This is a genomic window from Chryseobacterium arthrosphaerae, assembly GCF_001684965.1.
GTDB classification, from domain to species: Bacteria; Bacteroidota; Bacteroidia; order Flavobacteriales; family Weeksellaceae; genus Chryseobacterium; species Chryseobacterium arthrosphaerae.
The window spans coordinates 679,771-702,972 of the sequence record NZ_MAYG01000012.1; the positions used below are offsets into that span (position 1 = coordinate 679,771).

The 23,202-nt window shown below is 38.0% G+C and carries 28 protein-coding genes; 16 read left to right on the forward strand and 12 right to left on the reverse strand.

All coding sequences use genetic code 11. The features are described 5' to 3' along the window. The first annotated feature begins 3 nt into the window (after positions 1 to 3). Both BBI00_RS18420 and BBI00_RS18425 read left to right on the forward strand, forming a co-directional pair. On the forward strand, positions 4 to 1,200 hold the full coding sequence (locus BBI00_RS18420; protein WP_065400304.1) for a PepSY-associated TM helix domain-containing protein: 1,197 nt from the start codon (positions 4 to 6) through the stop codon (positions 1,198 to 1,200). A 96-nt stretch (positions 1,201 to 1,296) separates the two neighbouring features. Next, a complete protein-coding gene (locus BBI00_RS18425) occupies positions 1,297 to 1,782 on the forward strand; it encodes a low affinity iron permease family protein (protein ID WP_065400305.1) in 486 nt (161 codons plus the stop codon). A 498-nt stretch (positions 1,783 to 2,280) separates the two neighbouring features. On the opposite strand, the gene BBI00_RS18430 is transcribed toward BBI00_RS18425, so the two are convergent. The 12 genes from BBI00_RS18430 to BBI00_RS18485 all read right to left on the reverse strand — a co-directional run bounded on the left by BBI00_RS18430 (position 2,281) and on the right by BBI00_RS18485 (position 15,307). Further along, entirely contained in the window at positions 2,281 to 2,775 is a 495-nt protein-coding gene (locus BBI00_RS18430; protein WP_123902316.1) for a DUF6843 domain-containing protein, read from the reverse strand. A 15-nt stretch (positions 2,776 to 2,790) separates the two neighbouring features. Continuing rightward, on the reverse strand, positions 2,791 to 3,774 hold the full coding sequence (locus BBI00_RS18435) for a hypothetical protein (protein ID WP_065400307.1): 984 nt from the start codon (positions 3,772 to 3,774) through the stop codon (positions 2,791 to 2,793). Positions 3,775 to 4,002: 228 nt separating this feature from the next. Next, positions 4,003 to 4,428 (reverse strand): hypothetical protein, encoded by a 426-nt coding sequence (locus BBI00_RS18440; protein WP_065400308.1) that lies wholly within the window; start codon positions 4,426 to 4,428, stop codon positions 4,003 to 4,005. A 21-nt stretch (positions 4,429 to 4,449) separates the two neighbouring features. Then, on the reverse strand, positions 4,450 to 5,397 hold the full coding sequence (locus BBI00_RS18445) for a hypothetical protein (protein ID WP_065400309.1): 948 nt from the start codon (positions 5,395 to 5,397) through the stop codon (positions 4,450 to 4,452). Positions 5,398 to 5,500: 103 nt separating this feature from the next. Further along, positions 5,501 to 8,233 carry a hypothetical protein gene (locus tag BBI00_RS18450; protein ID WP_065400310.1) on the reverse strand — a complete coding sequence of 911 codons (2,733 nt, stop codon included), beginning with the start codon at positions 8,231 to 8,233 and terminating at the stop codon, positions 5,501 to 5,503. 102 nt (positions 8,234 to 8,335) lie between these two features. Then, on the reverse strand, positions 8,336 to 9,307 hold the full coding sequence (locus BBI00_RS18455; protein WP_083988575.1) for a hypothetical protein: 972 nt from the start codon (positions 9,305 to 9,307) through the stop codon (positions 8,336 to 8,338). Next, positions 9,304 to 9,711, reverse strand: a complete 408-nt coding sequence (locus BBI00_RS18460) for a hypothetical protein (protein WP_065400312.1) — start codon at positions 9,709 to 9,711, stop codon at positions 9,304 to 9,306. Before BBI00_RS18460 ends, BBI00_RS18455 begins: the two co-directional genes overlap by 4 nt. Positions 9,712 to 9,922: 211 nt before the next feature. Then, positions 9,923 to 10,342, reverse strand: coding sequence for a hypothetical protein (locus BBI00_RS18465; protein ID WP_065400313.1), 420 nt, complete (start codon positions 10,340 to 10,342; stop codon positions 9,923 to 9,925). Positions 10,343 to 10,504: 162 nt separating this feature from the next. Next, positions 10,505 to 11,314, reverse strand: a complete 810-nt coding sequence (locus tag BBI00_RS18470; RefSeq protein ID WP_083988576.1) for a hypothetical protein — start codon at positions 11,312 to 11,314, stop codon at positions 10,505 to 10,507. A 131-nt stretch (positions 11,315 to 11,445) separates the two neighbouring features. Continuing rightward, positions 11,446 to 12,177 carry an MIP/aquaporin family protein gene (locus BBI00_RS18475; RefSeq protein ID WP_065400314.1) on the reverse strand — a complete coding sequence of 244 codons (732 nt, stop codon included), beginning with the start codon at positions 12,175 to 12,177 and terminating at the stop codon, positions 11,446 to 11,448. A 24-nt stretch (positions 12,178 to 12,201) separates the two neighbouring features. Beyond that, on the reverse strand, positions 12,202 to 13,698 hold the full coding sequence (gene glpK / locus BBI00_RS18480) for a glycerol kinase GlpK (protein ID WP_065400315.1): 1,497 nt from the start codon (positions 13,696 to 13,698) through the stop codon (positions 12,202 to 12,204). Between the two features lie 10 nt (positions 13,699 to 13,708). Beyond that, positions 13,709 to 15,307, reverse strand: coding sequence for a glycerol-3-phosphate dehydrogenase/oxidase (locus BBI00_RS18485; protein ID WP_065400316.1), 1,599 nt, complete (start codon positions 15,305 to 15,307; stop codon positions 13,709 to 13,711). 203 nt (positions 15,308 to 15,510) lie between these two features. Between BBI00_RS18485 and BBI00_RS18490 the strand changes: the two genes are divergently transcribed. The 14 genes from BBI00_RS18490 to rplN all read left to right on the forward strand — a co-directional run bounded on the left by BBI00_RS18490 (position 15,511) and on the right by rplN (position 23,199). Continuing rightward, complete coding sequence (locus BBI00_RS18490) at positions 15,511 to 16,272, forward strand: DeoR/GlpR family DNA-binding transcription regulator (protein WP_065400317.1); 762 nt, start codon at positions 15,511 to 15,513, stop codon at positions 16,270 to 16,272. Positions 16,273 to 16,438: 166 nt separating this feature from the next. Next, a complete protein-coding gene (locus tag BBI00_RS18495) occupies positions 16,439 to 16,687 on the forward strand; it encodes a hypothetical protein (RefSeq protein WP_065400318.1) in 249 nt (82 codons plus the stop codon). Between the two features lie 71 nt (positions 16,688 to 16,758). Then, positions 16,759 to 17,574 (forward strand): GLPGLI family protein, encoded by an 816-nt coding sequence (locus BBI00_RS18500; protein ID WP_165602558.1) that lies wholly within the window; start codon positions 16,759 to 16,761, stop codon positions 17,572 to 17,574. A 442-nt stretch (positions 17,575 to 18,016) separates the two neighbouring features. After that, positions 18,017 to 18,643, forward strand: coding sequence for a 50S ribosomal protein L3 (rplC, locus tag BBI00_RS18505; RefSeq protein WP_065400320.1), 627 nt, complete (start codon positions 18,017 to 18,019; stop codon positions 18,641 to 18,643). Further along, a complete protein-coding gene (gene rplD / locus BBI00_RS18510) occupies positions 18,634 to 19,263 on the forward strand; it encodes a 50S ribosomal protein L4 (protein ID WP_065400321.1) in 630 nt (209 codons plus the stop codon). Before rplC ends, rplD begins: the two co-directional genes overlap by 10 nt. A 3-nt stretch (positions 19,264 to 19,266) precedes the next feature. Continuing rightward, positions 19,267 to 19,557: a 50S ribosomal protein L23 gene (rplW, locus tag BBI00_RS18515; protein ID WP_045491154.1), complete on the forward strand. Its 291-nt coding sequence runs from the start codon at positions 19,267 to 19,269 to the stop codon at positions 19,555 to 19,557. A 22-nt stretch (positions 19,558 to 19,579) separates the two neighbouring features. Then, positions 19,580 to 20,401, forward strand: a complete 822-nt coding sequence (gene rplB / locus BBI00_RS18520) for a 50S ribosomal protein L2 (RefSeq protein WP_065400322.1) — start codon at positions 19,580 to 19,582, stop codon at positions 20,399 to 20,401. Positions 20,402 to 20,403: 2 nt separating this feature from the next. Then, positions 20,404 to 20,682, forward strand: a complete 279-nt coding sequence (gene rpsS, locus BBI00_RS18525) for a 30S ribosomal protein S19 (RefSeq protein WP_002983209.1) — start codon at positions 20,404 to 20,406, stop codon at positions 20,680 to 20,682. 2 nt (positions 20,683 to 20,684) lie between these two features. Further along, positions 20,685 to 21,083, forward strand: a complete 399-nt coding sequence (gene rplV, locus BBI00_RS18530; protein ID WP_002983214.1) for a 50S ribosomal protein L22 — start codon at positions 20,685 to 20,687, stop codon at positions 21,081 to 21,083. Positions 21,084 to 21,090: 7 nt separating this feature from the next. After that, positions 21,091 to 21,840, forward strand: a complete 750-nt coding sequence (gene rpsC, locus BBI00_RS18535; protein WP_034694675.1) for a 30S ribosomal protein S3 — start codon at positions 21,091 to 21,093, stop codon at positions 21,838 to 21,840. A 97-nt stretch (positions 21,841 to 21,937) separates the two neighbouring features. After that, a complete protein-coding gene (rplP, locus tag BBI00_RS18540) occupies positions 21,938 to 22,363 on the forward strand; it encodes a 50S ribosomal protein L16 (RefSeq protein WP_002983219.1) in 426 nt (141 codons plus the stop codon). A 12-nt stretch (positions 22,364 to 22,375) separates the two neighbouring features. Next, a complete protein-coding gene (gene rpmC, locus BBI00_RS18545; protein WP_027381309.1) occupies positions 22,376 to 22,561 on the forward strand; it encodes a 50S ribosomal protein L29 in 186 nt (61 codons plus the stop codon). Between the two features lie 12 nt (positions 22,562 to 22,573). Continuing rightward, positions 22,574 to 22,828: a 30S ribosomal protein S17 gene (gene rpsQ / locus BBI00_RS18550; protein ID WP_065400323.1), complete on the forward strand. Its 255-nt coding sequence runs from the start codon at positions 22,574 to 22,576 to the stop codon at positions 22,826 to 22,828. 2 nt (positions 22,829 to 22,830) lie between these two features. Further along, positions 22,831 to 23,199 (forward strand): 50S ribosomal protein L14, encoded by a 369-nt coding sequence (gene rplN, locus BBI00_RS18555; protein WP_002983226.1) that lies wholly within the window; start codon positions 22,831 to 22,833, stop codon positions 23,197 to 23,199. The last annotated feature ends 3 nt before the right edge of the window (positions 23,200 to 23,202 follow it).

Sequence of the window (23,202 nt, forward strand, 5' to 3'; positions counted from 1 at the left end):
CGGATGAAAACATTATTTAAAAGTCTTTACAGGAAGAGAAGAAAAAACGAACCGGTTACCAAATACCTGATGTGGCTTTTGCATCTGTGGCTGGGCCTTTTGTCAAGCATTATTGTTTTTATCATGTGTCTCACCGGTTGTCTGTATGCTTTTAAAAACCAGATCACCGATTTAAGTAACAGGGATAAAATTTACATTACTCCTGTATCAGATAAAGTAAAAAGTCCGGATCTGATCCAGGCCGAACTGTTGAAGCAGAATAAAGAGCTTACTTCCTTACTGATTCCTGATGACAAAGGGAAAAGCTATGTCATCGGATACCGTGAAAATCAGCTGGACAAAAGTGCCTATTATAACCAGTATACGGGAGAAATCCTGGGACAGCCGGAAGTCAGTTCAGGCAGATTCTTTGAAGCGGTTCTTGATCTGCACAGAAACCTTATGATGGGAAATGCCGGCCGTCAGATTGTGGGAGCTTCAGTGCTGATTTTCTGTGTTCTCCTGATCTCCGGGCTCATTCTATGGCTGCCTAAGAAACTGAAGTTTTTAAAGCAGGGGCTGACGGTCATGTGGAAAGCAAAATTCCAGCGTGTCAATCATGATCTTCATAACACACTTGGCTTTTATACTTTCCTGATGCTGTTCTTTATTGCAGTGACAGGACTGTACGTGACTTATCCATGGGTAAAAAATGCACTGATTGTAAGTCTGGGAGGATCTTCCATAAGCAATATTTCAAAAGAGACAGACAGTGCAGATGATGCTTTCGGCGGACTTCTTGAAGATATGCTTGAGAAACAGGATGAGAAGAAAAATCTGAAAGATGCGGCTTCCGCTTCTATTGACCGGATTTTGAAAAGCTCCGACCGGCACCTGCCTTATACTGCTGTCACAAGTATAGAGCTTCCCAATAAAGATAATCCGAGGTACGTGGTAATAAAGACCAATACGCATAATCTGTTGGGCATGATGTTGCCTGATGAAGTTACTTTTGATAAAACAGGAGCCTTCAAGACCAAAGAATTGTTTTCTGCGAAACCTTTGAATAAACAGTTCACCTCTCTGGCAAAACCTCTGCATACCGGAGAAATTATGGGGCTGCCAAGTATTATTCTATACTTTCTGGTCTCCCTTATCGGATGCTCTTTGCCGGTTACAGGATTTCTGATCTGGTGGCACAGGTTCAGAAAAACGAAGTAAAAAGATTGGTTTTCCGTTTTTCATACCTCATTTTTACTATTCTTTACTCCCGGTTCAGGTTAATTTTATACATTTATTCTCCAAACCACTTATAATATGGAGCATAAGAATCATAATTTTTTTGAAAAATTTTCAAACTGGGCCGTAAAATTTACCGGTAGTCCTTCGGCTTTTTTAGGAGCAATGGCTATTGTTATTGTCTGGGCAATAACAGGGCCTTTTTTTGATTATTCAGAAGTCTGGCAGCTGGTGATCAATACAGGTACCACTATCATTACCTTTCTGATGGTTTTTCTTATTCAGAAAGCACAGAATAAAGATTCAAAAGCGATACAGATAAAGCTTAACGAGATTATTGCAGCCCATGAGAAAGCAAGCAACAGGATCGTAGATATAGAAGACCTTACAGAAGAAGAGCTGGATCAGCTTCATCATTATTATGAAAGGCTGTCAGAACTTGCCAAAAAAGATTCAGACATTCATACCTCGCACTCCATAGATGCTGCGCAGAGAAACCAGGATTATAAATATGAATTTTTTAAGAGAAAGCATGAGGAATGGTTGCAGAAAAAACAGCAATAAAGGAGATTTTACACATGGAAATATAAGCAACCCGAACGAACGCAGATTGTATGTTCTGCAATTTATTGCAACTTTCGCATTAAAAAACAATTTAAAGAGAAATAGGACCAGGTTCAAAAACTGAGGATCTTTACAAAATGTACACTATTTTTTGTTGAATAAATAAGCTATTAAAAAAACGCAAAGAAAGATCATTTGAATGTTTGATCTTTATGGGAGCAAAGAATGAACGGCTTCGCCGTTGAAGGAAGAGCATGGCTATATGCACTTCATAAAAATCAATTTCACTGATTACATTCTTTGCACCCTCAGGAATATAAGATAAGGTGATAAAACTTTGCGTTAATTCAATTCCATCATTACAAACAATAGTTTTCCCAACTTTTGTATCTGCTCCAGAAAATATTGCTAGACGAAGAAAAGTTTTTCTGTAATCCTACAAGGGAGTTTTTCCCTGTCAGTACGGCTAGGGGATAATTTCGGGCAAATGTGAAAAATTTAAAACTGAGTTCCTGTAATTTGTTTAATAGCTTTAGAAAAATCGTTATTATATTGAACGGAAAAATATTTATCTAAAGATTGTTTATCAGTTACGTAGAATTCCTGGAACTTTAAGTTTTGTTCACTATTGCCATAGCTTCCAACGGTACCATCTCTATATATCCCTGTCTCTTTGGTGTTTGTATGATTATCAAAGAGTATATTAATTGGGGTTCTCTTACCTGATGCGTCAACAAAATAATATTCATGTTTTATAAAGCCGTATTGAGGTTTGGCTTTTACTAAAAGTATCCCATTTTCAGGGACTTTATATACTATTTTATTTCCTTCATAAATCATTTCCTGCCCTTTTAACTGATTAAAAATTATATTAACTTTTCCTCTATAGCCATGAGGGATCAGGTATATTTCAGGCTCAGGTTTTTGCTTTGTACATGAGCTTATTATTAACATATATACAATTAATAATACTAAGGTTTTTATATTTTTCATAAAATTAAATTGTTATTACCAACGTCTTCCTGCTCCTCTTCCGCCAAATGAGCCTCCTTTTTCTGACTTATCCCTATCATCATAATTCAGAGGAGTGCTTTGCATCATTTTATTCCATTCTTGTATACTGAATATAGTGTTACCCATTTTTATACCGGTGAATACTCCATTTTTATCAATAGTGACAGTAAAATTAGCCGTCATCATAGGTCTGTCATTATTTCCCGGTAAACTTGTATAAGGGTTACCATCATATGGACTCACCCCAATAAACAGTGCGTTTCCTTTGGTATCCTGGATGAATGTTTCAGCTGCTGGAAATCTGTCTCCGAATTGCTGTGCCATAATATCCAAAGTTCCCGTTTTCGTATTTTCCGTTAATGAAAATTTAGTTTTGACATCTATATTGGGTGATTTTGGTATCAGCGGATTATGACCTGCCATTGTTGAAGTCCACGATATTGTGTTACTGCCATCTTTATTAACCTTATAGACGAAATCAGAAATACTGCCTTTATCATCATCAGCTGTTTTTGTTCCAAACCAAGGATGATGTGACGGATCTGATTTTGTTACTAAATTGGAATATTTATGAGTGGAAGGATCCATTATATAGCTCTGACTTAATCTGGAAGTAGCGCTCAATGAAGTTGTATAGCCTCTTTTTTCTCCATCTCCGGCAAAGCCCATTCCAAAATCTTTAAACGGGGCAAATGCTCTTATGTAAATTGGATATGGCCAGTTATCATTTGTAATAGCCTGCGCCATATACCTTCCCGATTTCATATCCAGATAGGTACGCATCTGATCAATGTTCAAAGTCGACATAAAGCTTTTTTCAACTTCTCTGGTCTCAGGATGATTAATATTGCCGGTTCTTGCCAGGCTTTCCTGAAGCTTTTTAAGCATTAGTTCCGTACTTGAGTTTGAATGATGAGCCGTTGGCCGCTGCGTTTGCTGGTGAGGTTTACTGTTTTCTACAGGATTTATTGATTTCATATTTTATTAGTTTTTAAGATTCAAAATTCGCCTTTTTTTAGGAGAATTCCTCGTTTTTGAGGGGATGATTCCTGTAGTTGCAATAAAGTGTTTTTCCAGAGTTGAGAATACCTTTTACTGTATTTGTAAATGTATTGATATTTTTGGAACGATCAAAAAAATCCGGATCGGGTGGTTATTTTATCTGTTCAATCTTAGAAACTTTGTGCAGCAAAAAGGTGTTGCTCATTATTCTATTTTTTTGAATATGAAATTATATACGTTATATACAATTTCTAAAACATCTTTATCATTTTTGGGTTTTTCCCAGTAACCGTTTGGTGAATCACCTACAAGAGGTTTTGAGAATATCATCTCCGATTCATCGTGATCAGTAAACAACAAAAAATTATTAAATGTAATATGTCTTCCATCTACTTCAATGGTTCCATTCGTTTCATATAACACCTGTTTTTTATCTGTAGAATAAACTTTATTGTTGAATGTAAAGTCTGAATTAATTTTTAGTATTGAAGCCTCTCCCGATGGAAATGTATATAAGTATTTACCGGGTAAATATTTTTTTGCATCTTTTTCACTATAATAGTTACAGCTGAATAAACCGATAGAAAATAGTAGTATTAATACAAACTTTACAAACGTATTATTTTTCATATTATTTATTGTTATTATATTTTAGTTGAATAAATTAGATACTTGTCTTGAGATAGCAGCCCTACGTATCTTGATTTTCAAATTATAATTGACTTGTATTGTTCTCATATATCCATTGGGACCGTAATAGTTGTTTGGAATAGTAGCTTTACCGGAATATTTACCTTTAACCGGAGGATTTCTGGTGCCTGATGTTGCACCCATCATATCTGTACAAATTACTTTCACGGTATAAGTATCTACAAGATTGCCAAGATCCACTTTTGTAATGCTTGCCGTTGCATTAAAACTTCCATGAAAGGTACTTGTTGGATTAGAAACAATGGTGCTTAAAGCATCAGCCATATATGTTTTATGATCTAGCCACTGATATCCTGTATTAAATTTTTCAGGATTATTTCGGCTGACATCCCTGGTTCTGGTACCTTTATCTATATAACTGTCCACAAGCTTTTCGATTCCATCGTGTATTTCATCAATTCGTAAGAATTGTTTTCCCATTTTAGAATTTTCATCAAAATTTCTAACGGCTTTACCTTTTCCATATACCCATTGATAAAATAGCGAATATGGATCAACTTCTTTATCTGATTGTTCACGAGAAAGTCTCCCTTGAGAAAGTATATCAGCTGCTGAAGCGATTCCTTGATATTTAAGTCTATAACTCTTTTGGTCATCGGATTCTTTTCTTCCACACGTACCACATGTTCTTTTTTTAAGTGAACCATTTGGGAGAAATGTTCTCGATTTCAGATCGTTATATTGGCGCATCTGATCAATACTTAATATCCTTATATTGTCTTTTTCAATCTTTTTAGTCTCAGGATGATTGATATTGCCGGTTCTTAATAAGCTTTCTTTGAGTTTTTTATACCATGCTTCTTTACTAAGATCCGAATGATGAGCAGTCTGCTTTTTCGCTTGCTGATGGGGTTTGTTACCTTTTTCTACAGTGTTTATTGATTTCATGGATTAGTATTTTGAATTTTTTGGTTCAAAATTCAACCTTTTTCGTAAAAAAACCTTCCTTTTTGAGAAAAGTTTTCTGTAGTTGCGATACAAACCTTATGGATCAATATTTTTTCATAAAATAACTGAAATAAGAACAGCTTCCCATCAGGTCTTTTGTAGTCTCAGTATCTGAATACTGGGCTTTCAGCTGTGCAAAATACGTTCTGTATTTCTGATTTTTAAGATTATCCATTTCTTTCTGGCGGGCATCTTCTTTTTCAGACCACTTCGGATCAGAATAATCAAAATCTTTCGGAGCCTTCGCTTCATACTGGTAATATTTACCTTGCTCGGCACTTGCCATCTGAAACAGGATTCTTGCCTTTTCTTCCTTATTGTTGGAAAGTTTAAGCGCTTTTTGATAATAGCCTATGGCCAGATCAAAATTATCAGGTTCAATATAAGAAGTATCCAGGAAGTTTTTATAATAATACTTATAAGGATTAGTACGGTCCGTATTCCAGAAATTGTATTTTCCTCCGTTGCTGTTATCGATATCCATTACAAACAGCTGGCGGTAATATCCCAGAATAGATGTATTATAAAGCAGATTTCCGATCAGTTGATTGGCTTTCGCTGCTTTTTCATCATTTCCGTTTCCGATCTTTTTAAGCTGAATCAATGCATCACACAATGTCAGTTTATTCATATTGTCTTTGATGAAAGGGAAATCTGTATAGCTTTCGGCTTTCATACTTTCCGTTTCCGGACTTCCGAAGCTTTCCCATACATTATGTCCGAAAACAAGGCTGGAAATATTATCATAGCCGTCATATTCGGCAGGTGCATATTGCTTTGGAGTAATGGTCTGACCCTCTTTTTCAGACCAGTCGTAATTCACTCTCGGAATTCCTGCGAACTGCTGTGCTTTTTCGTAATAGGATTTAGCCTTTTCGAAGTTGGCAAGTCTCATGGCCCTGTCACCATAGATCGTGTTAAAGAAGGCATCAATATTTCCAACACTGTCCATGTTTTTAGCAATGATCTGCTGTTCAAACTGGGTTTTGTTGGTTTTTCTGTAGAAGTCTTCCACACTCTTTACCAAGCTGGAGTTAGGGTTATACTGAAGGTCAGAAAGCTTATTATTCATCAGGAATGACTTTCCGTCTTCTCCCTGAAGGAAGTATCGGTTGGCAAGAACATCTTTAAGGAAGTCGGCAGTAGAAGGAGCATCACCATAATAATCATACTCATTGACATTGGCGGTGTCTTTTTCTACCTTTTTCTCCACAAAATATTCAGCATAATCTTTCATTAAGTGATCTTCGTAGGCAGCATCTATTTTGGGCTGGGAAACAATGTCGTTCAGCACTTTCATCCTTTTGATCTCTTCCTGGTATTCCGGGTTGGTGGTTTTAATGTCATTCAGGATTTCAGAACTTCCTTTATAGTCTTTTTTCAGGAACTTGAGATAGGCGTCTGCAATCTGCCAGTATTCATCTTTGGATTTTTCCTTTGTCTTCTCTGTGAATTTTTCAAGGTCATCCAGATAGTCCTTTGTCTTTTCATCATAATAATATCCCGTTCTTGTATAGAAAGGAATCCGGTCCGGATTGCTGAATAATTCATCATCACTCTGGTCAGCCTTTGCTTTACTGCCGGATTGATCAGACTTGGAGCCTCCGAAAAGATTTTTGAAGAACCTTACGATTTTCTGCCAGAAAGAAACCTTTTCTTCCTTCACCTCCTGGCCGGCTTTGTCTTTTTGCGGATCTGCTGAATCCTTGGTGTCTGCTTTTCCTCTCTGGACAGATATTTTTCCGGAAGCGGCATCAGTATAATAATAGGTCGGAAGGTAACTTCTTTCCAGTTCGTTGATGCTTCTTACCGCCAATACCTTCAGAATTTCGGAATCCGGATTGATGTCATACATCTTTTCCATAATAGGAATAGGATTATTGAAATCCTCATAGCCTAAAAGGAAGTAAGCCATATTTTTCTCCTCATTCGTGCCTGCTCTTTTCATAATATTGCTGAAGGAAGCAGTATCAGAGAGCTTCATGGAAATAAAAGCAGATTCCTTACGGTCTTTGCTGTTCATGAATACCTGGAAGAAGTTCCAGTTGGCATCACTGTTCTTTTCCAGCCCTCTCTGGGCTCCGGCCAGCTGATCCAGTGCCATGAAGTAAACCGCACCTTTCAGTTTGATAGGTTCTATATAGGTTTTGAACGCCTGGAGGGCAGCATCGTAATTTCTTGTATAGTGGTTCAGACGTACCAGCTGATATCCGTAACGCTGCTTGATCTCAGGATTTCTGGCTGCATGATATAAGGAGGTTAAAGCTGCAATAGTTTTATTGTAATCCAGAGCAGTAGCATTCTTACTGTTATTGCTTCTGTCATAGTAAAATGAATTTTCACTTTCCACATAATTGATGCTCATATAAGGTTCCAGATATTTGGCCTCAATCAGATAATCAACTCCTTCCTTGTATTTCTGATAAAACCCGGTACCGAGCTTTTGTAAAAGCGGGTGGGTGGGAGTGCCGTTCTTTAACGCATTGAGATCATTCATGCTCAGTTTGTACACCAGATTTTGCGTTTCCGGATAGCTCAGCTGATTGTTAAAGAACCTCTTCCAGGTCTCAATATTGTCATCAGGAATCAGGGATGCATTATATCCGCTGTAGAACCTTGAAGAATAATTGTGCAGGAAAGGGAGATAAGACTTATCCCGGATAATACTCTGGGTAAAAAGGTTGAAATATTCATAATCAGGATCTGACCAGGCACAGGCATCTGACTGTGTATAGAAAAGGGATACAACCGCAAGTGAAAGAATATACTTTTTCATAGGGTTTGTAGTGTTTTTAGTTTTATAGTCGTTTATTATTACAATATCGGGCAGACATTTCCGTAAATAAGAATGAAAGGTCTGTCTTCATCTGCAGGAGATTTAAAATTTTCGATCTGACACAAATTTACTATCTAATTGATAATAAATAATATTAAAGTGTGGGATTTTTTTCTGCAGGAAGCTGATAACCTCTTCAAGCTGTTCTTCTGAAATTTCCTCCACCTTAATTGTAAATCCTTTGTTCATATAATTTCCGAAATAAAACCCGTCCTTCAGAATTTCAACTTCGGAAGGTGAAATCCTTTTAAAATTGGGATTGTCAAGGTCCTTTTCAGACAAGGCATTGATAAGTCTGTGCTTTTCCAGATGATTGGTGACAATTCCCCATGAATAAACAGGAAGTGCAACTTCAATCTTTTTTACAGGATAATCTTCCAGCTTTGAAAGATAGCTCCTGAGGGTGCTGACGTCCAGAATAGAATTCTTATCTGATTTTTCCAGCGGTGAGGAAGTAGAATAGCACATAAGGTATACTTTTTCTACAGGAGGAATCCCTGTGTTTTTTTTATCCTTTACCTGATGAAGGCGCAGGGTACAGGTGATCTCTTTTCCGGAAACCCTTTTCAGCTCCTTTAGAAATTTAAAATAATCCTCGCGGGTACCTGCCGTCCAGTCACAGTCGATCTGAATTTCATTATTGATCTTTAAATGATATTCTTCCGCTTTCTTTTGCACTAAATGATGAATACTTTCTGCGAGAAATGTAATCTCATCCGGGCTAATCCCCAAAAGAGCAGGGTTGGTAATGAAAACAGTCGGTACGATTTGTTTGCTGGTCTGAAAACTGGCATCTTTCGTAATCACAGCTACAGGTTGAAATTTTCCATCGATCTTATCAACATCGAAAAATCTTGTATAGAGAAAGGGCACCGGTGCTTTGTCAAGAACCCTTTTTTCTTCCGGGTCAAGTTTCAGATTGGTTTTCCAGTAATAAAATGTATAAGGATGTTTCTCTTTACTGCTGCATGAAGCAATGAGGAGCAGGATGAATAGAAATCTTAGTATTTTCATTGATATAAAATACTCTTGCAGTCACAGTTCTTCTGGTTCATATCCGGGCAGCAGCCATCCGTTTTTTTTATATTTCCCTGCGCATCGGTAAGGTAAATATTCTTTTTGTCAAATTTTACGTAAAATGTTTCATTGTAGGTTTTGAAATGAACCTTCATCACCTTTGGATTGTACTTTCCGGCATTGATGACCTCTTTTTTCTCCTTCCCGGTTTCCGGATCTACCTGGATGAATCCAAACTGTACGTCCCCGTTCTTTTTAACGTCCAGATAATAAGCGGGGGCTCCCGAACCTTCCTCTCCGGTTTCTATATTAAAATCTCTTTTTCCTGTGAAGGGTACCTGCGATTGTGCAAAAGATAAAATACTGATGCAAAGAATAAGTAAACTGAAAATCTTTTTCATGAATTTTTTTTTTCAAAATTAAAAATATTTACCCAAACCTTAAACCGTAAAATCCCGGTGATTTCTAAATGTAATACCAAACTTTTATTAGAACAAGTCTCTGCAATTGGTAGTAGCATTCCCCTCCGTCAGAGTGTTGGTAAATCTATGATTTGACGGGATGGTTTTCCCTATATACAAAAACCACCCCAAAAGGAGCGGCTTTGTATCGTTATTCATACAATTCACTTTCGCAGGTGCAGGTTTCTTTATCTATGCTTTCTCTGGCAGAGCAGCAGCCTTCCAGATTCAGTATATTTCCTTTTTCGTCTGTCATAAAGATCTTATTCTTATCAAATTTTACAAGGAAAGTCTCTTTGTATTTTTTGAAATGTACTTTCATGACTTTATTGGGGGCATATTTTCCTGCATTTATTTCCTCCTTGGTTTCTTCTTGGTTTGCCTGGTTTACCTGCACATATCCAAAAAAGACATCCCCGTTTTTTTTCACATCCAGATAATAGTGAGGAGTGCCTGTTCCGCTATATCCTTTCATAATATCAAAACTTCTGTATCCTGTAAAAGGAACCTTTACCTGTGCAAAAGATAAAATACTGATGCAGAGAATGAGTAAACTGAAAATCTTTTTCATGAATTTTTTTTTTCAAAATTAAAAATATTTACCCAACTCCAAAACCGTAAAATCCCGGTGATTCTTTACTTGGTAATCAATAATATCATTAAAACAAATAATTTTTAGAGCCATTCTCTTGCACCGGAAGGATGTCAAATCGAAGATTTGACGGGGTGGTCATTAAAAAACTGTCGCCGCCAGCTGAATCCTTGCATACTTATTAGAGGGATTCCACATAGCCATCATAGAAACGGGTAAGCTGTAATGGTCTGTGATTTTAATAACCTTCCCGGCTTTTACGCCTACATTGACGATGTCAAAATTATTTTTTCCATTGCCGTATAAAAAGGTGTCGCCATTCAATGAAAACCCTGCACCTACGAAGGCATCCAGATTCACCTTTTGTCCGCTGATCACAGGGTAGCTGGCCTGGATATAGGTAGAATATCTGTTCTTCTTATAGCTCCCATCCGGTTCCAGTATAACTTCTCCGGCATTGGCTCCTCCGTAAAGCATAATGTCAGCTTCAATATTAAGAGGAAAAGAAGGTCCGAAAGTATAATTCGTCCTGAGATCAATGATATGGGCTGTTCTTCTTTGGGAGTAACTGAAAATGTCATCAGCCGCTACAGCAGTATTGATATTCCTTGAATTGTAAAGGCCCCATAATCCGATATAAAAACGCCCGTCAGAATACTGGATATAATAATTGATCTCTTTATAGTGGGTATTGTCCTTGTCATCGGCAAGAGCAGAAGCTCCCCAGATCCCCACTTTCCATTTCTTTTCTGCATCCAGTGCATAAGAGAGGTTTCCCATGACTACAGGCTTGTCTGTAATGATCAGTCCTCTCCACAGGTGATTGTTCTGAATATTGGCAGTAAAGTCCAGCCTGCCTTCTTTGGTTTCTTTTCCTTCACCGCTTTCCTGAGAAAATAATCTTCCTGTGCCTAATGCGATCAGGAAAATTGCCTTAAAGATTTTCATCATTGGTATTGCTTATTTTTTCGTTAAATATGAATTCAAGACGCAAAAGCCCGCCACGCCATGGCCTGCAAAGCGTTTGAAGGGAAGCCTTATGATGTATCCCATAAGGCTTTTGCGTTAAATAATCTAAATTTTTAGCTTAAACATCCATATAAAAGAGCGGCGATAACAGCTCCTGTTACAGGTCCTATTACAGGAATCCATGCATATCCCCAGTCACTGCTGCCTTTCACAGGAAGAATAGCATGCATGATCCTGGGAGCGAGATCTCTTGCCGGATTGATGGCATATCCCGTAGTTCCTCCTAAAGACAGTCCGATTGCCCAGACAAGGAAGGTAACCGGAATGGCTCCTACAGAACCAAGCCCTACTTTCGCTGTTGGATCTGCATGAAGTGAAATGCTGGGATCTGAAAAATAAAAGATCACGAATACCAGAACAAACGTCCCGATGATTTCACTAATAAGATTGGATGAAGTCTTTCTGATGGCAGGCCCCGTGCTGAAGCATGCCAGCTTGGCTCCTTCGTCTTCTGTAACTGCAAAATGATCCTTATGAAACAGCCATACCAGAAATGCACCTGTCATTCCGCCCATCATCTGGGCTGCGATGTAAGAAGGGACAAGATTCCAGGAGAATTTGCCTGCTGTTGCCAGGCCGATGGTTACGGCCGGATTCAGGTGTGCACCGCTTACAGGTCCGGCAACAGTTACTCCGATAAAAACGGCCAGCGCCCATGCAGTGGTAATTACAATCCAGCCTGAATTATTTCCTTTCGTATCTTTTAATACAACATTGGCTACAACGCCGTTTCCTAATAGTATAAGAAGTGCTGTACCTATTAATTCTGCGATAAATGGTGTCATGTGAGTTTTTTTAAGGTCATGGGATTAATCTTCGATCCAGTTTTGAGCACGGGATACAGCTCTGTTCCATAGATGTACCATTTTTTCCACCTTTTCCTTTTCCAGTTTAGGATGGAAATCTTTTTCTATGATCCATTGAGCCTGTATTTCATCTATGTTTTTCCAGTATCCTACAGCAAGACCGGCAAGATAAGCCGCGCCAAGTGCTGTAGTTTCCAGTGTTTTTGGTCTGGTGATTTTAAAGCCGAACAGGTCAGACTGAATCTGCATGAGCAGGTCGCTTGCCGAAGCACCACCGTCTACCCTCAGTTCAAGACTTTCTCTTCCTGAATCCGCTTCCATGGCCTTTACAATATCATACACCTGGAAAGCAATTCCTTCCAGAGTAGCTCTGGCAATATGTCCGTCTGTGGTTCCTCTGGTGATTCCCACTACGGTTCCTCTTGCATATTGATCCCAGTGAGGGGCGCCCAGCCCGGTAAGAGCCGGAACAAAATAAACACCGCCGTTATCTTCTACAGATGCTGCCAATTCATTCACCTGCTCAGAAGAGCTGATTAATTTAAGCCCGTCTCTCAGCCACTGAATAGCTGCTCCGCCTACAAATACACTTCCTTCCAATGCGTAATTAACTTCACCATTGATCTTCCAGGCTACAGTAGTGAGAAGGTTATTTTTAGAAGAGACGGCTTCTTTTCCTGTATTCATCAATAAGAAACATCCTGTTCCGTAAGTATTCTTTACCATTCCCGGAGACGTACACATCTGCCCGAATAAGGCTGCCTGCTGATCTCCTGCAATCCCTGCAATCGGAATTTTAGTGGAGAACAGGGTAGTGGCTGTTTCGCCGTATACTTCACTGCTTTGCTTTACCTCCGGAAGAATCGCTTTCGGAATATTGAACAGTTCCAGCAAATCATTATCCCAGTCAAGAGAGTGAATGTTCAGAAGCATGGTTCTGCTGGCATTGGATACATCGGTAATAAACATTTTACCACGGGTCAGTTTCCATACCAGCCAGGTATCAACCGTTCCGAAACATAATTTTCCAGCTTCTGCTTTTTCTCTTGCGCCCTCTACATTATCGAGGATCCATTTCAGTTTGGTCGCTGAGAAGTAAGCATCCAGCACAAGTCCTGTTTTTTCTCTGATTGTTTCAGCGTGTCCCTGTTCTTTCAGTTCATCACAATATTTTGATGTTCTTCTGTCCTGCCATACAATAGCGTTGTATATAGGTTCCCCGGTTTCTTTGTCCCAGACAATTGTCGTTTCCCGCTGGTTGGTAATACCGATAGCGGCTACTTCCAATCCGGAGATTCCTGCTTTTGCTATGATTTCTGCTGCTACGGAGATTTGTGAAGACCAGATTTCATTCGGGTCGTGCTCTACCCATCCCGGGGTAGGAAAGATTTGTCTGAAGTCTTTCTGAGACAGGTATTTTATTTCTCCGCTGTGGTTGAATAGAATCGCTCTGGAGGAAGTTGTTCCCTGGTCTAGAGCGAGAATTAATTTTTCATTCATATATAAAGTGTTAATTCAGGTTGATAACTTTAGGTGAATAAGGCGTTAATAAATAGCCTCTTGCCAGATCGATGAATTCATTTTCCTGTTTTTGGGCCCATTCTTCAGGGTGTCCTTTTTCTTCAGCAATGATTCTTGCTACATGGTGAGCGCTGTCTATAGCAGCTCTTGCATCCAGGAATAAAAGACGTACCCTTCTTGCCAGGATATCCTCAACGGTTTCTGCCATTTCATTTCTTGCAGCCCATACAACTTCTGCTACAGTAAACGGATGGTCCGGATGAATCTTTTGGGCATATCTTGGGTTGCTGTCCTGTAAAGCTTTGATAGCTGGGATATCAGATCCGTAAACGTATAGATGATTGGTTCTGTCTACCTGTTCAGGTTTTACATTTCCATGAATAGAAAGATGTTCTGTTTTAGAAGGGGTATTTCCCAGCCTGTGAATTTTCATTGCTTCGTTTACCGTGTCTTCTGCCATTTTTCGGTAAGTTGTCCATTTTCCTCCGATAATGGAAACCAATCCGGTAGGAGAGGTGATCACTTTGTGGCTTCGGGAAACTTCTTTAGTGTTTTTGCTTCCGTCTTTAGGAGCTGCAAGGGGACGAAGTCCGGCGAATACAGATTTTACATCCTCACGGGTTGGTTTTTTAGCCAGATACTGTCTTGCGGTATTTAAAACGAAACTGATCTCTTCCTCCAAAGCACGGGGCTCAAAACTTTCATCTTTAAGAAGGGTATCCGTAGTTCCTACCAAAGCCCTGTCATGCCATGGGACAACAAACAGCACCCTGCCGTCTGAGGTTTTCGGGATCATGATGGCATCGTCGCTTTTCAGGAAAGATTTATCCAGTACAAGGTGAATTCCCTGGCTTGGTACTACAAGTTTGCCATGCTTAGGGTTGTTCATATTAAGAATATCATTGGTAAATACCCCTGTCGCATTGATGACAACATTTCCGTGAATCTGATACTGTTGCTGGTTAAACTGATCTTCGGCTGTAACCCCGATGATCTTACCAGAATCATTTTTTAAAAGCCCTACCACTTTCATATAATTGATGGCAGTTCCTCCTTTTTCAATAATTGTCTGGGTTAAGTTAACTGCTAATCTTGCATCGTCGAATTGCCCGTCCTGGTAAACAACACCACTCATCAAATGATTTTGTTCAATAGTCGGAAGCTTTTCTACGGTTTTGGATTTGCTGATATATTTTGTCTTACCCAAACTCAGTTTTCCGGCAAGGAAGTCGTAGACAGACAAACCTATTTTATAATAGATTCCACCCCACCAGGTATAATTAGGAATAATGAAAGACTGGTTTTTTACGATATGGGCTGCATTTTTTGCCAATAGCCCCCTTTCTTTCAAAGCTTCTTTTACCAGACCGACATCTCCCTGGGCAAGATATCTTACCCCGCCGTGTACCAGTTTGGTACTTCTGCTGGATGTTGCTTTCGCAAAGTCATGAGATTCAAGCAATAAAGTTTTGAATCCTCTGCTTACTGCGTCTAATGCTGAACCTAAACCACTGGCTCCTCCTCCTATGACAATAAAGTCCCATTCTTTTACATTGGTTAATTTACTGAGTTCTTCGTTTCGTTTCATAAATGTTTCGTTTATGTTTCGTTTTCAAATATATAAATTAAAAATGAAAGCAAAAAGAAAATAAATGAAATTTTAAAATAAGTAAATTTATGACTTGCTATTGCCTTTATGATTGAATATGATGGGATTACCTATTAATAGTATCCGGGCAATAAAAAACGCACATGTGAAAAAAAAGCGGTATTTTTGAGGAAACGAATAAAATGGAAAAGCTAATTCCAAGGCATGATGAAATATTGAAAGAGCTGGATGAAAAAGGTCATGTTCTTGTTCAGGATTTGTGTGAAAAATTAAATGTTTCTTCGGTTACGATACGAAAGGATCTGAACTATCTCGAAAGTCTGGGGCTTCTTTTCAGAAATCATGGAGGAGCAAGTAAGCAGGTGAGGTATGCTTATGAAAAAAATGTAGGGGAAAAAGAAAATATCAATGTAGATGCAAAACAGGCCATTGCTAAGGCTGCTCTTTCGTTGATTCAGGAGAATGACTGTATCATACTGGCGTCGGGAACTACGATGCACTATCTGGCAAGAATGCTGATGAACTTTGGGCCGCTTACCGTTCTGACATCTTCTTTGAGGGTCGCTATTGAACTTTGCAATAATCCGAATATTAATGTTATTCAGCTGGGTGGGGAGGTGAGAAAAAGCTCCACTTCCATTGTAGGATCCATTTCTGAAGGCATTCTGAAGCAGTTCTCATGCAATAAACTTTTTCTGGGAGTGGACGGTATCGATCTTGAATTTGGAATCAGTACTTCCAACGCTGCGGAGGCGCATCTTAACCAGGTGATGATTGAATGTTCGGATAAAACCGTAGTTCTTGCAGATTCTTCCAAATTGAACAAAAAAGGTTTCGGGAAAATTGCTTCACTGGATCAGGTGGATTATCTGATTACGGATGATGGTATCACGGTTGAAGATCAGATGAAGCTTGAAGAAATTGGAGTTAACGTGATGAAATGACCTCGGGTATTGATATAGAGGATTGAATGTGTTTTTAGGTAATATTCAGTATTTTGCTATATTGTTTATGTTTTTAATATTTATTTGTGAATTTTATTGATAAAAATTTGGATATTTATCTTTTTATTCATTACTTAGTGAAGTTAAAAACTAAAAAAATATTACCATGAAAAAATTATTCTTAGTAGCAACATTAATGGTTGCTGGTCTGATGAGTGCAAACACAATCGCTCCTGAAGTTGAAATTACAGAAAATACACCTGCAGTAGAAGCGGAAGCTCCTGAAGTAGCAGAGGCGGCTGTTGCCTGTGTTCCTGCCACGCTTTCCTGCGGAATTCAAGGGACGGCTTGTGGAGAAACCCTGGGAGATATCATAGACGTTGTTCTTGTAGCGGACGCACTACTATGTCCTTAATTATTGATAAAATAACTTATATAAAGAGGATTTCATATCCTCTTTTTTATTAATTAAAATTGATGTTTTTTATGCAGAAACTTGGAATAATATTTTTGTCTTTATTGCTTGGTGTTTATGTGAGTGGTCAGAAAGCGGTTAATTTAGATGTGGTGAAATCCCAGTATATCTACTTGCTGACAAGTCAGCGGGACTCATTGGATAAGGAAAACATCGGGCAGGAATATTTTATATTGCAAAGGGGGAAGCAGAAGTCACAGTTTATGAGTTTGAATTCTTATAAACGGGATTCTATTACAACAGACCTGATCAATAACAGGTCTTCGGTTGCTAACCTGAACCTGGGAAATATTCCGAAGACAGACTTTGCTTTCAGAATTATTAAAGATCAGAGTAAGAATACAGTAGAATTTTATGATAAAATAATAAGGGCCGATTTTTTATACGAAGAAAGTCCGGGATTTAAATGGAGGATCACTGATCAAAAGAAGAAGATGGGCAATCTCAACTGTCAGGCGGCGCTACTCACCTATGCAGGCCGTAATTATAAAGCCTGGTTTACGAATGATATTCCGGTTTCAGATGGTCCTTATAAGTTTTACGGGCTGCCGGGGCTGATTGTGGAGATGGAGGACGACAAAAAACATTATAAATTTGAACTGATCAGTTATAAAAATCTGGCTGACGAAAAACCATTGTGGATCTCGGAAAGAAGGCTTGGTGGTAAAAAGATTGCCAAAGCAGAGTACTATAAGGCATTAAAGAACAGTCAGGACAATATTATCCTTGAAATGTCCAAGAGTGGTTTTAATCTTAGCCCTGATGCCGAGAATCAGGTAAAAGAGAAATTGAAAAAACGTAATAATCCTATAGAACTGGTTCCGTAATCTGTAAGAAGGAGCCTGAAAATATAAAGCCTTATGCTCTCATAAGGTTTTTTTATTTGAATATAATGACGGTGTTGTAATGTAAGGTCTTGTAGTTGTTATTTTTTTCTGACCAGACAGGATGAAAATATTTCATTATCCAATACTTATGGCATTTTATTTGATTCTTGCTGTTGGCTCTGAAGGGTCCGGATTGACAATTGAAGTGAAAAGACTGTTTTTTATGCCTGATTCATTTTTTCAAAACCTGTTTTGTTTCCGAAAATGATCTAAATGATTAAAAATCAAAATATTTTAATTGAAATATTTGCCAGTTACAAAATTATTCATAAATTTGCACACTCATTTTAGGAGCGTAGTGTGCCTATATCAGAATTAGAAATCACTTCAGACTCCCGGAAAATGGAAAAAATAAAGGATAAATTTTATTATAATATAAACAATGTCAGGTATTATTGGTAAAAAAATCGGTATGACATCTTTGTTTAACGAAGAAGGGAAAAACATTCCTTGTACAGTTATTCAGGCTGGTCCATGCTCGGTTTTACAGGTCAGAACCTTAGAAAAAGACGGTTATAAAGCTGTTCAATTAGGTTTCGATGACAAGAGTGAGAAGAACGTTGGTAAAGCGTTAGCTGGTCATTTTAAAAAGGCTGGTTCTGCTCCTAAAGCTAAATTGGTTGAATTCTACAGAGAATTCGTTGATGAAGTAAAAGTAGGAGAAGAAGTAAAAGTTGATTTATTCTCTGAAGGAGAGTTTGTTGACGTAACAGGAACTTCAAAAGGTAAAGGCTTCCAGGGTGTTGTTAAGAGACACGGATTTGGAGGTGTAATGCAGGCAACTCATGGTCAGCACAACAGACTTAGAGCTCCAGGTTCTATCGGTGCTGGTTCAGACCCTTCAAGAGTATTCAAAGGGATGAGAATGGCTGGAAGAATGGGAGGTGAGCAGGTAACTGTTCAGAACCTTCAAGTGTTAAAAGTTGATCAAGAACAAAATCTTTTAGTAGTAAAAGGTGCTGTTCCGGGAGCTAAAAATTCTTATGTAATTATCAGAAAATGGAACTAGTAGTATTAAATACATCAGGAAAAGAGACCGGAAGAAAAGTAACTCTAGACGAAACAGTATTCGGAATTGAGCCAAATCAGCACGCGGTTTACTTAGAAGTTAAACAGTACCTTGCTGCACAAAGACAAGGAACTCATAAAGCAAAAGAAAGAAGCGAAATTACTGCTTCTACTAAAAAGCTTAAGAAGCAAAAAGGATCAGGATCTGCTAGATACGGTGATATCAAATCTCCAGTATTCAGAGGTGGAGGTAGAGTATTCGGACCAAAACCAAGAGACTACAGATTCAAATTGAACAAAGCTCTTAAGAGATTAGCTAAAAAATCTGTTTTATCTCAGAAAATGAGAGACAACAGCATTAAAGTTTTAGAAGATTTGAGCTTTGGTGCTCCTAAGACTAAAGATTTCATCAATGTATTGAATGCATTGGAACTTAACGGTAAGAAATCTTTATTCGTTCTTCCTGAAGCTAACAAGAATGTGTATTTATCTTCAAGAAACTTACCTAAAACTAAAGTAATGAACTTCAACGAAATCAGTTCTTACGATTTAGTAAACGCTGGTGAGATCATTTTCTTAGAAGGTGCAGTTGAAAAATTCCAGGAAAATTTAAAGAAATAAGTCATGTCAGTTATTATTAAACCAGTTATTTCAGAAAAGGCTAACTACCTTACAGATTTAAGAGGTACTTATTCTTTCTTAGTAAACCCTAAGGCGAATAAGATCGAGATCAAAAAGGCTGTTGAAGCAGCTTACGGTGTAAAAGTAGCAGACGTTAATACAATGATTTATGCTCCGAAGGTTTCTTCAAAGTACACTAAAAAAGGTCTTCAAGTAGGAAAGACAAACAAATTGAAAAAAGCGGTAATCAAACTTGCTGAAGGTGAGGTTATCGATATTTTTGCTGTAAATTAATTATTAATTATAAATAATAGTAATGTCTGTTAGAAAATTAAAACCTATCACCCCGGGACAGAGATTCAGAATTGTAAACAATTTTGAGGAAATTACTACTAACAAGCCAGAGAAATCTCTGACAGTTGGTATTAAAAAGTCAGGTGGACGTAACCAAACAGGTAAAATGACCATGCGTTACACCGGAGGTGGACACAAAAAGAAATACAGAATTATTGACTTCAAAAGAAACAAAGCAAACGTTGAAGCCACTGTAAAAACTGTAGAATACGATCCAAACAGAACTGCATTTATCGCTTTATTAGAATATGCTGACGGAGAGAAGAGATATATCATCGCTCCAAACGGTATCAAAGTTGATCAGAAAGTGATTTCTGGTGAAAGCGTAGAGCCGAATGTAGGAAACGCAATGAAGTTGAAAAACATTCCTTTAGGTACTGTGATTTCTTGTGTTGAAATGAAGCCTGGTCAAGGTGCTATTTTAGCAAGAAGTGCTGGTTCTTCAGCTCAATTGACTTCCAGAGATGGTAAATATGCAATCATCAAATTACCTTCAGGAGAATCCAGAATGATCCTTACTGAATGTATGGCAATGATTGGATCAGTTTCCAACTCGGATCACCAATTAACTGTATCAGGTAAGGCTGGTAGAAGCAGATGGTTAGGTAGAAGACCAAGAACAAGAGCGGTTGTAATGAACCCTGTAGATCACCCAATGGGAGGTGGTGAAGGACGTTCTTCAGGAGGTCACCCAAGATCTAGAAACGGTAAACCGGCTAAAGGTTACAAAACTAGAAAGAAAAACAAAGTGTCTAACCGTTACATCGTATCTAAAAGAAAATAATTATGGCAAGATCACTTAAAAAAGGACCGTTCATTCATCATACTTTAGATAAGAAGGTTCAGGCAAATATAGAGTCTGGTAAGAAGACAGTTATCAAAACTTGGTCTAGAGCATCTATGATCTCTCCGGACTTCGTAGGACAAACTATTGCTGTACACAACGGGAAATCTTTTATCCCTGTATATGTTACAGAAAACATGGTTGGTCACAAGTTAGGCGAATTTTCTCCAACAAGATCTTTCAGAGGTCATGGTGGTAACAAAAATAAAGGAAGCAGATAATCATGGGATCAAGAAAACAAGATAGTTCAATCGCAAGAAAAGAAGCTAACAAAGACGTTGTAAAAGCTTCATTAAATAATTGCCCGTCTTCTCCAAGAAAAATGAGATTAGTTGCTGATATCATTAGAGGAGAGCAGGTAGATAAAGCTCTTTATATCCTAAAATATTCTAAGAAGGATGCTTCTAACAAGTTAGAAAAATTACTTCTTTCTGCTATGGCAAACTGGCAGGTGAAAAACGAAGGTGCGGATATTGAAGAAGCTAACCTTATCGTTAAAGAAATCTTCGTGGATAGCGCAAGACAATTGAAGAGACTAAGACCAGCTCCACAAGGTAGAGGGTACAGAATCAGAAAAAGATCTAACCACGTTACATTAATCTTAGGTAATAAAGAAAATTAATCAAGGTATGGGACAGAAGACAAATCCAATTGGTAATAGATTAGGTATCATCAGAGGATGGGATTCTAACTGGTTTGGTGGAAACGATTATGGAGACAGAATCGCTGAAGACTACAAAATCAGAAGATACCTTGAGGCTAGATTATCTAAAGGTGGTATTTCAAAAATTTATATTGAAAGAACCCTTAAATTAGTAACAGTTACAATCACTACTGCTAGACCGGGATTGATCATCGGTAAAGGAGGTCAGGAAGTTGATAAATTGAAAGAAGAGTTGAAGAAATTGACTGGTAAGGATATTCAGATCAACATCTTCGAAATCAAAAGACCTGAATTAGATGCTGTACTAGTTGCTGATAGTATTTCTAAGCAAATTGAAAACAGAATTTCTTACAGAAGAGCTGTTAAAATGGCAATGGCAAGTACTATGAGAATGGGTGCTGAAGGTATCAAAGTTCAGATCTCTGGTAGATTGAACGGAGCTGAAATGGCAAGATCAGAATCTTTCAAAGAAGGAAGAATTCCATTGTCAACTTTCAGAGCTGATATCGATTACCACTGGGCAGAAGCTCACACTACTTACGGTAGATTAGGAGTAAAAGTTTGGATCATGAAAGGTGAAGTTTACGGTAAAAGAGAACTTTCTCCACTAGTGGGACAACAGAAAAAAGGAGGTCAGTCAGACAGAGGAAACAGAGGAGGAGACAGAGACAACAGAAGACCTAGAAAAAACAACAACAATAACAATAATAATTAAAATTTTAGATTAGAGTTTTGAGTTTTAAATTACCGTTACTTTTTTAAAATTAAAAAAAATCTAAAATCTAAAATCTAAAATCTAAAATTTAGAAATTATGTTACAACCAAAAAGAACCAAATTCCGTAGAGTTCACAAGATGAAGATGAAGGGGAATGCCCAGAGAGGTAGTCAACTTGCTTACGGAACATTTGGGATCAAAGCAACTGAAGGGGCTTGGATCACTGCAAGACAAATTGAAGCGGCTCGTATTGCTGCGACAAGATATATGAAGAGAGAAGGTCAACTATGGATCAAAATCTTCCCGGATAAGCCGATTACTAAGAAACCAGCCGAAGTAAGGATGGGTAAAGGTAAAGGTGCTGTTGAATACTGGGTAGCTGTAGTAAAACCAGGTAAAATTATGTTCGAAGTAGGTGGAGTTCCTTACGAAGTTGCGAAAGAAGCTCTTAGACTTGCTGCACAGAAATTACCGGTAGTTACTAAATTCATCGTTGCTAACGATTTTGTTAAACCTCTATAATCTTTGAATACAATGAAAAAAGCTGATATTAAAAATCTAAGCGCGGGTGATATTCAAGCTCAATTAACTGAAGCTAAAGCTCAATATTCTAAATTGAAATTGGCTCATGCAATCAGCCCAATTGAAAACCCTATTCAAATCAGAGATTTGAGAAAAACAATCGCAAGACTAAACACTGAGTTAACTAACAAACAATAATTTCATTTTACAATGGATAGAAATTTAAGAAAAGAAAGAATCGGAGTGGTTTCCAGCAATAAAATGGAAAAAACTATTGTTGTTAGTGAAACTACAAGAGTAAAGCACCCGATGTACGGTAAATTCGTTTTGAAAACGAAAAAATATACTGCACACGACGAGAACAACGAATGCGCAGAAGGTGATACAGTTCTTATCCAAGAAACTAGACCTTTGAGCAAAAGCAAGAGATGGAGATTAGTAAGAATCATTGAAAAAGCTAAGTAATAATGTTACAAACAGAATCAAGATTAAAAGTTGCTGATAATACAGGTGCAAAAGAAGTACTAGTTATCAGAGTTCTGGGAGGAACCAGAAGAAGATATGCTTCAGTTGGTGATAAAATCGTTGTTACGATCAAAGATTCTACACCATCAGGAAACGCAAAAAAAGGTCAGGTATCTAAAGCTGTAGTAGTAAGAACTAAAAAAGCAGTAAGAAGAAAAGATGGTTCATACATCAAATTCGACGACAATGCTTGTGTATTACTAAACGCAGCAGGAGAAATGAGAGGAACGCGTGTTTTCGGACCGGTTGCTCGTGAGTTGAGAGACAAAGAATATATGAAAATCATTTCATTAGCTCCTGAAGTACTTTAATTT

Coding starts and splice junctions, on each gene's coding strand:
- BBI00_RS18420 (WP_065400304.1), top strand. CDS start 4: ATGAAAACATTATTTAAAAGTCTTTACAGGAAGAGAAGAAAAAACGAA.
- BBI00_RS18425 (WP_065400305.1), top strand. CDS start 1,297: ATGGAGCATAAGAATCATAATTTTTTTGAAAAATTTTCAAACTGGGCC.
- BBI00_RS18430 (WP_123902316.1), bottom strand. CDS start 2,775: ATGAAAAATATAAAAACCTTAGTATTATTAATTGTATATATGTTAATA.
- BBI00_RS18435 (WP_065400307.1), bottom strand. CDS start 3,774: ATGAAATCAATAAATCCTGTAGAAAACAGTAAACCTCACCAGCAAACG.
- BBI00_RS18440 (WP_065400308.1), bottom strand. CDS start 4,428: ATGAAAAATAATACGTTTGTAAAGTTTGTATTAATACTACTATTTTCT.
- BBI00_RS18445 (WP_065400309.1), bottom strand. CDS start 5,397: ATGAAATCAATAAACACTGTAGAAAAAGGTAACAAACCCCATCAGCAA.
- BBI00_RS18450 (WP_065400310.1), bottom strand. CDS start 8,233: ATGAAAAAGTATATTCTTTCACTTGCGGTTGTATCCCTTTTCTATACA.
- BBI00_RS18455 (WP_083988575.1), bottom strand. CDS start 9,307: ATGAAAATACTAAGATTTCTATTCATCCTGCTCCTCATTGCTTCATGC.
- BBI00_RS18460 (WP_065400312.1), bottom strand. CDS start 9,711: ATGAAAAAGATTTTCAGTTTACTTATTCTTTGCATCAGTATTTTATCT.
- BBI00_RS18465 (WP_065400313.1), bottom strand. CDS start 10,342: ATGAAAAAGATTTTCAGTTTACTCATTCTCTGCATCAGTATTTTATCT.
- BBI00_RS18470 (WP_083988576.1), bottom strand. CDS start 11,314: ATGATGAAAATCTTTAAGGCAATTTTCCTGATCGCATTAGGCACAGGA.
- BBI00_RS18475 (WP_065400314.1), bottom strand. CDS start 12,177: ATGACACCATTTATCGCAGAATTAATAGGTACAGCACTTCTTATACTA.
- glpK (WP_065400315.1), bottom strand. CDS start 13,698: ATGAATGAAAAATTAATTCTCGCTCTAGACCAGGGAACAACTTCCTCC.
- BBI00_RS18485 (WP_065400316.1), bottom strand. CDS start 15,307: ATGAAACGAAACGAAGAACTCAGTAAATTAACCAATGTAAAAGAATGG.
- BBI00_RS18490 (WP_065400317.1), top strand. CDS start 15,511: ATGGAAAAGCTAATTCCAAGGCATGATGAAATATTGAAAGAGCTGGAT.
- BBI00_RS18495 (WP_065400318.1), top strand. CDS start 16,439: ATGAAAAAATTATTCTTAGTAGCAACATTAATGGTTGCTGGTCTGATG.
- BBI00_RS18500 (WP_165602558.1), top strand. CDS start 16,759: ATGCAGAAACTTGGAATAATATTTTTGTCTTTATTGCTTGGTGTTTAT.
- rplC (WP_065400320.1), top strand. CDS start 18,017: ATGTCAGGTATTATTGGTAAAAAAATCGGTATGACATCTTTGTTTAAC.
- rplD (WP_065400321.1), top strand. CDS start 18,634: ATGGAACTAGTAGTATTAAATACATCAGGAAAAGAGACCGGAAGAAAA.
- rplW (WP_045491154.1), top strand. CDS start 19,267: ATGTCAGTTATTATTAAACCAGTTATTTCAGAAAAGGCTAACTACCTT.
- rplB (WP_065400322.1), top strand. CDS start 19,580: ATGTCTGTTAGAAAATTAAAACCTATCACCCCGGGACAGAGATTCAGA.
- rpsS (WP_002983209.1), top strand. CDS start 20,404: ATGGCAAGATCACTTAAAAAAGGACCGTTCATTCATCATACTTTAGAT.
- rplV (WP_002983214.1), top strand. CDS start 20,685: ATGGGATCAAGAAAACAAGATAGTTCAATCGCAAGAAAAGAAGCTAAC.
- rpsC (WP_034694675.1), top strand. CDS start 21,091: ATGGGACAGAAGACAAATCCAATTGGTAATAGATTAGGTATCATCAGA.
- rplP (WP_002983219.1), top strand. CDS start 21,938: ATGTTACAACCAAAAAGAACCAAATTCCGTAGAGTTCACAAGATGAAG.
- rpmC (WP_027381309.1), top strand. CDS start 22,376: ATGAAAAAAGCTGATATTAAAAATCTAAGCGCGGGTGATATTCAAGCT.
- rpsQ (WP_065400323.1), top strand. CDS start 22,574: ATGGATAGAAATTTAAGAAAAGAAAGAATCGGAGTGGTTTCCAGCAAT.
- rplN (WP_002983226.1), top strand. CDS start 22,831: ATGTTACAAACAGAATCAAGATTAAAAGTTGCTGATAATACAGGTGCA.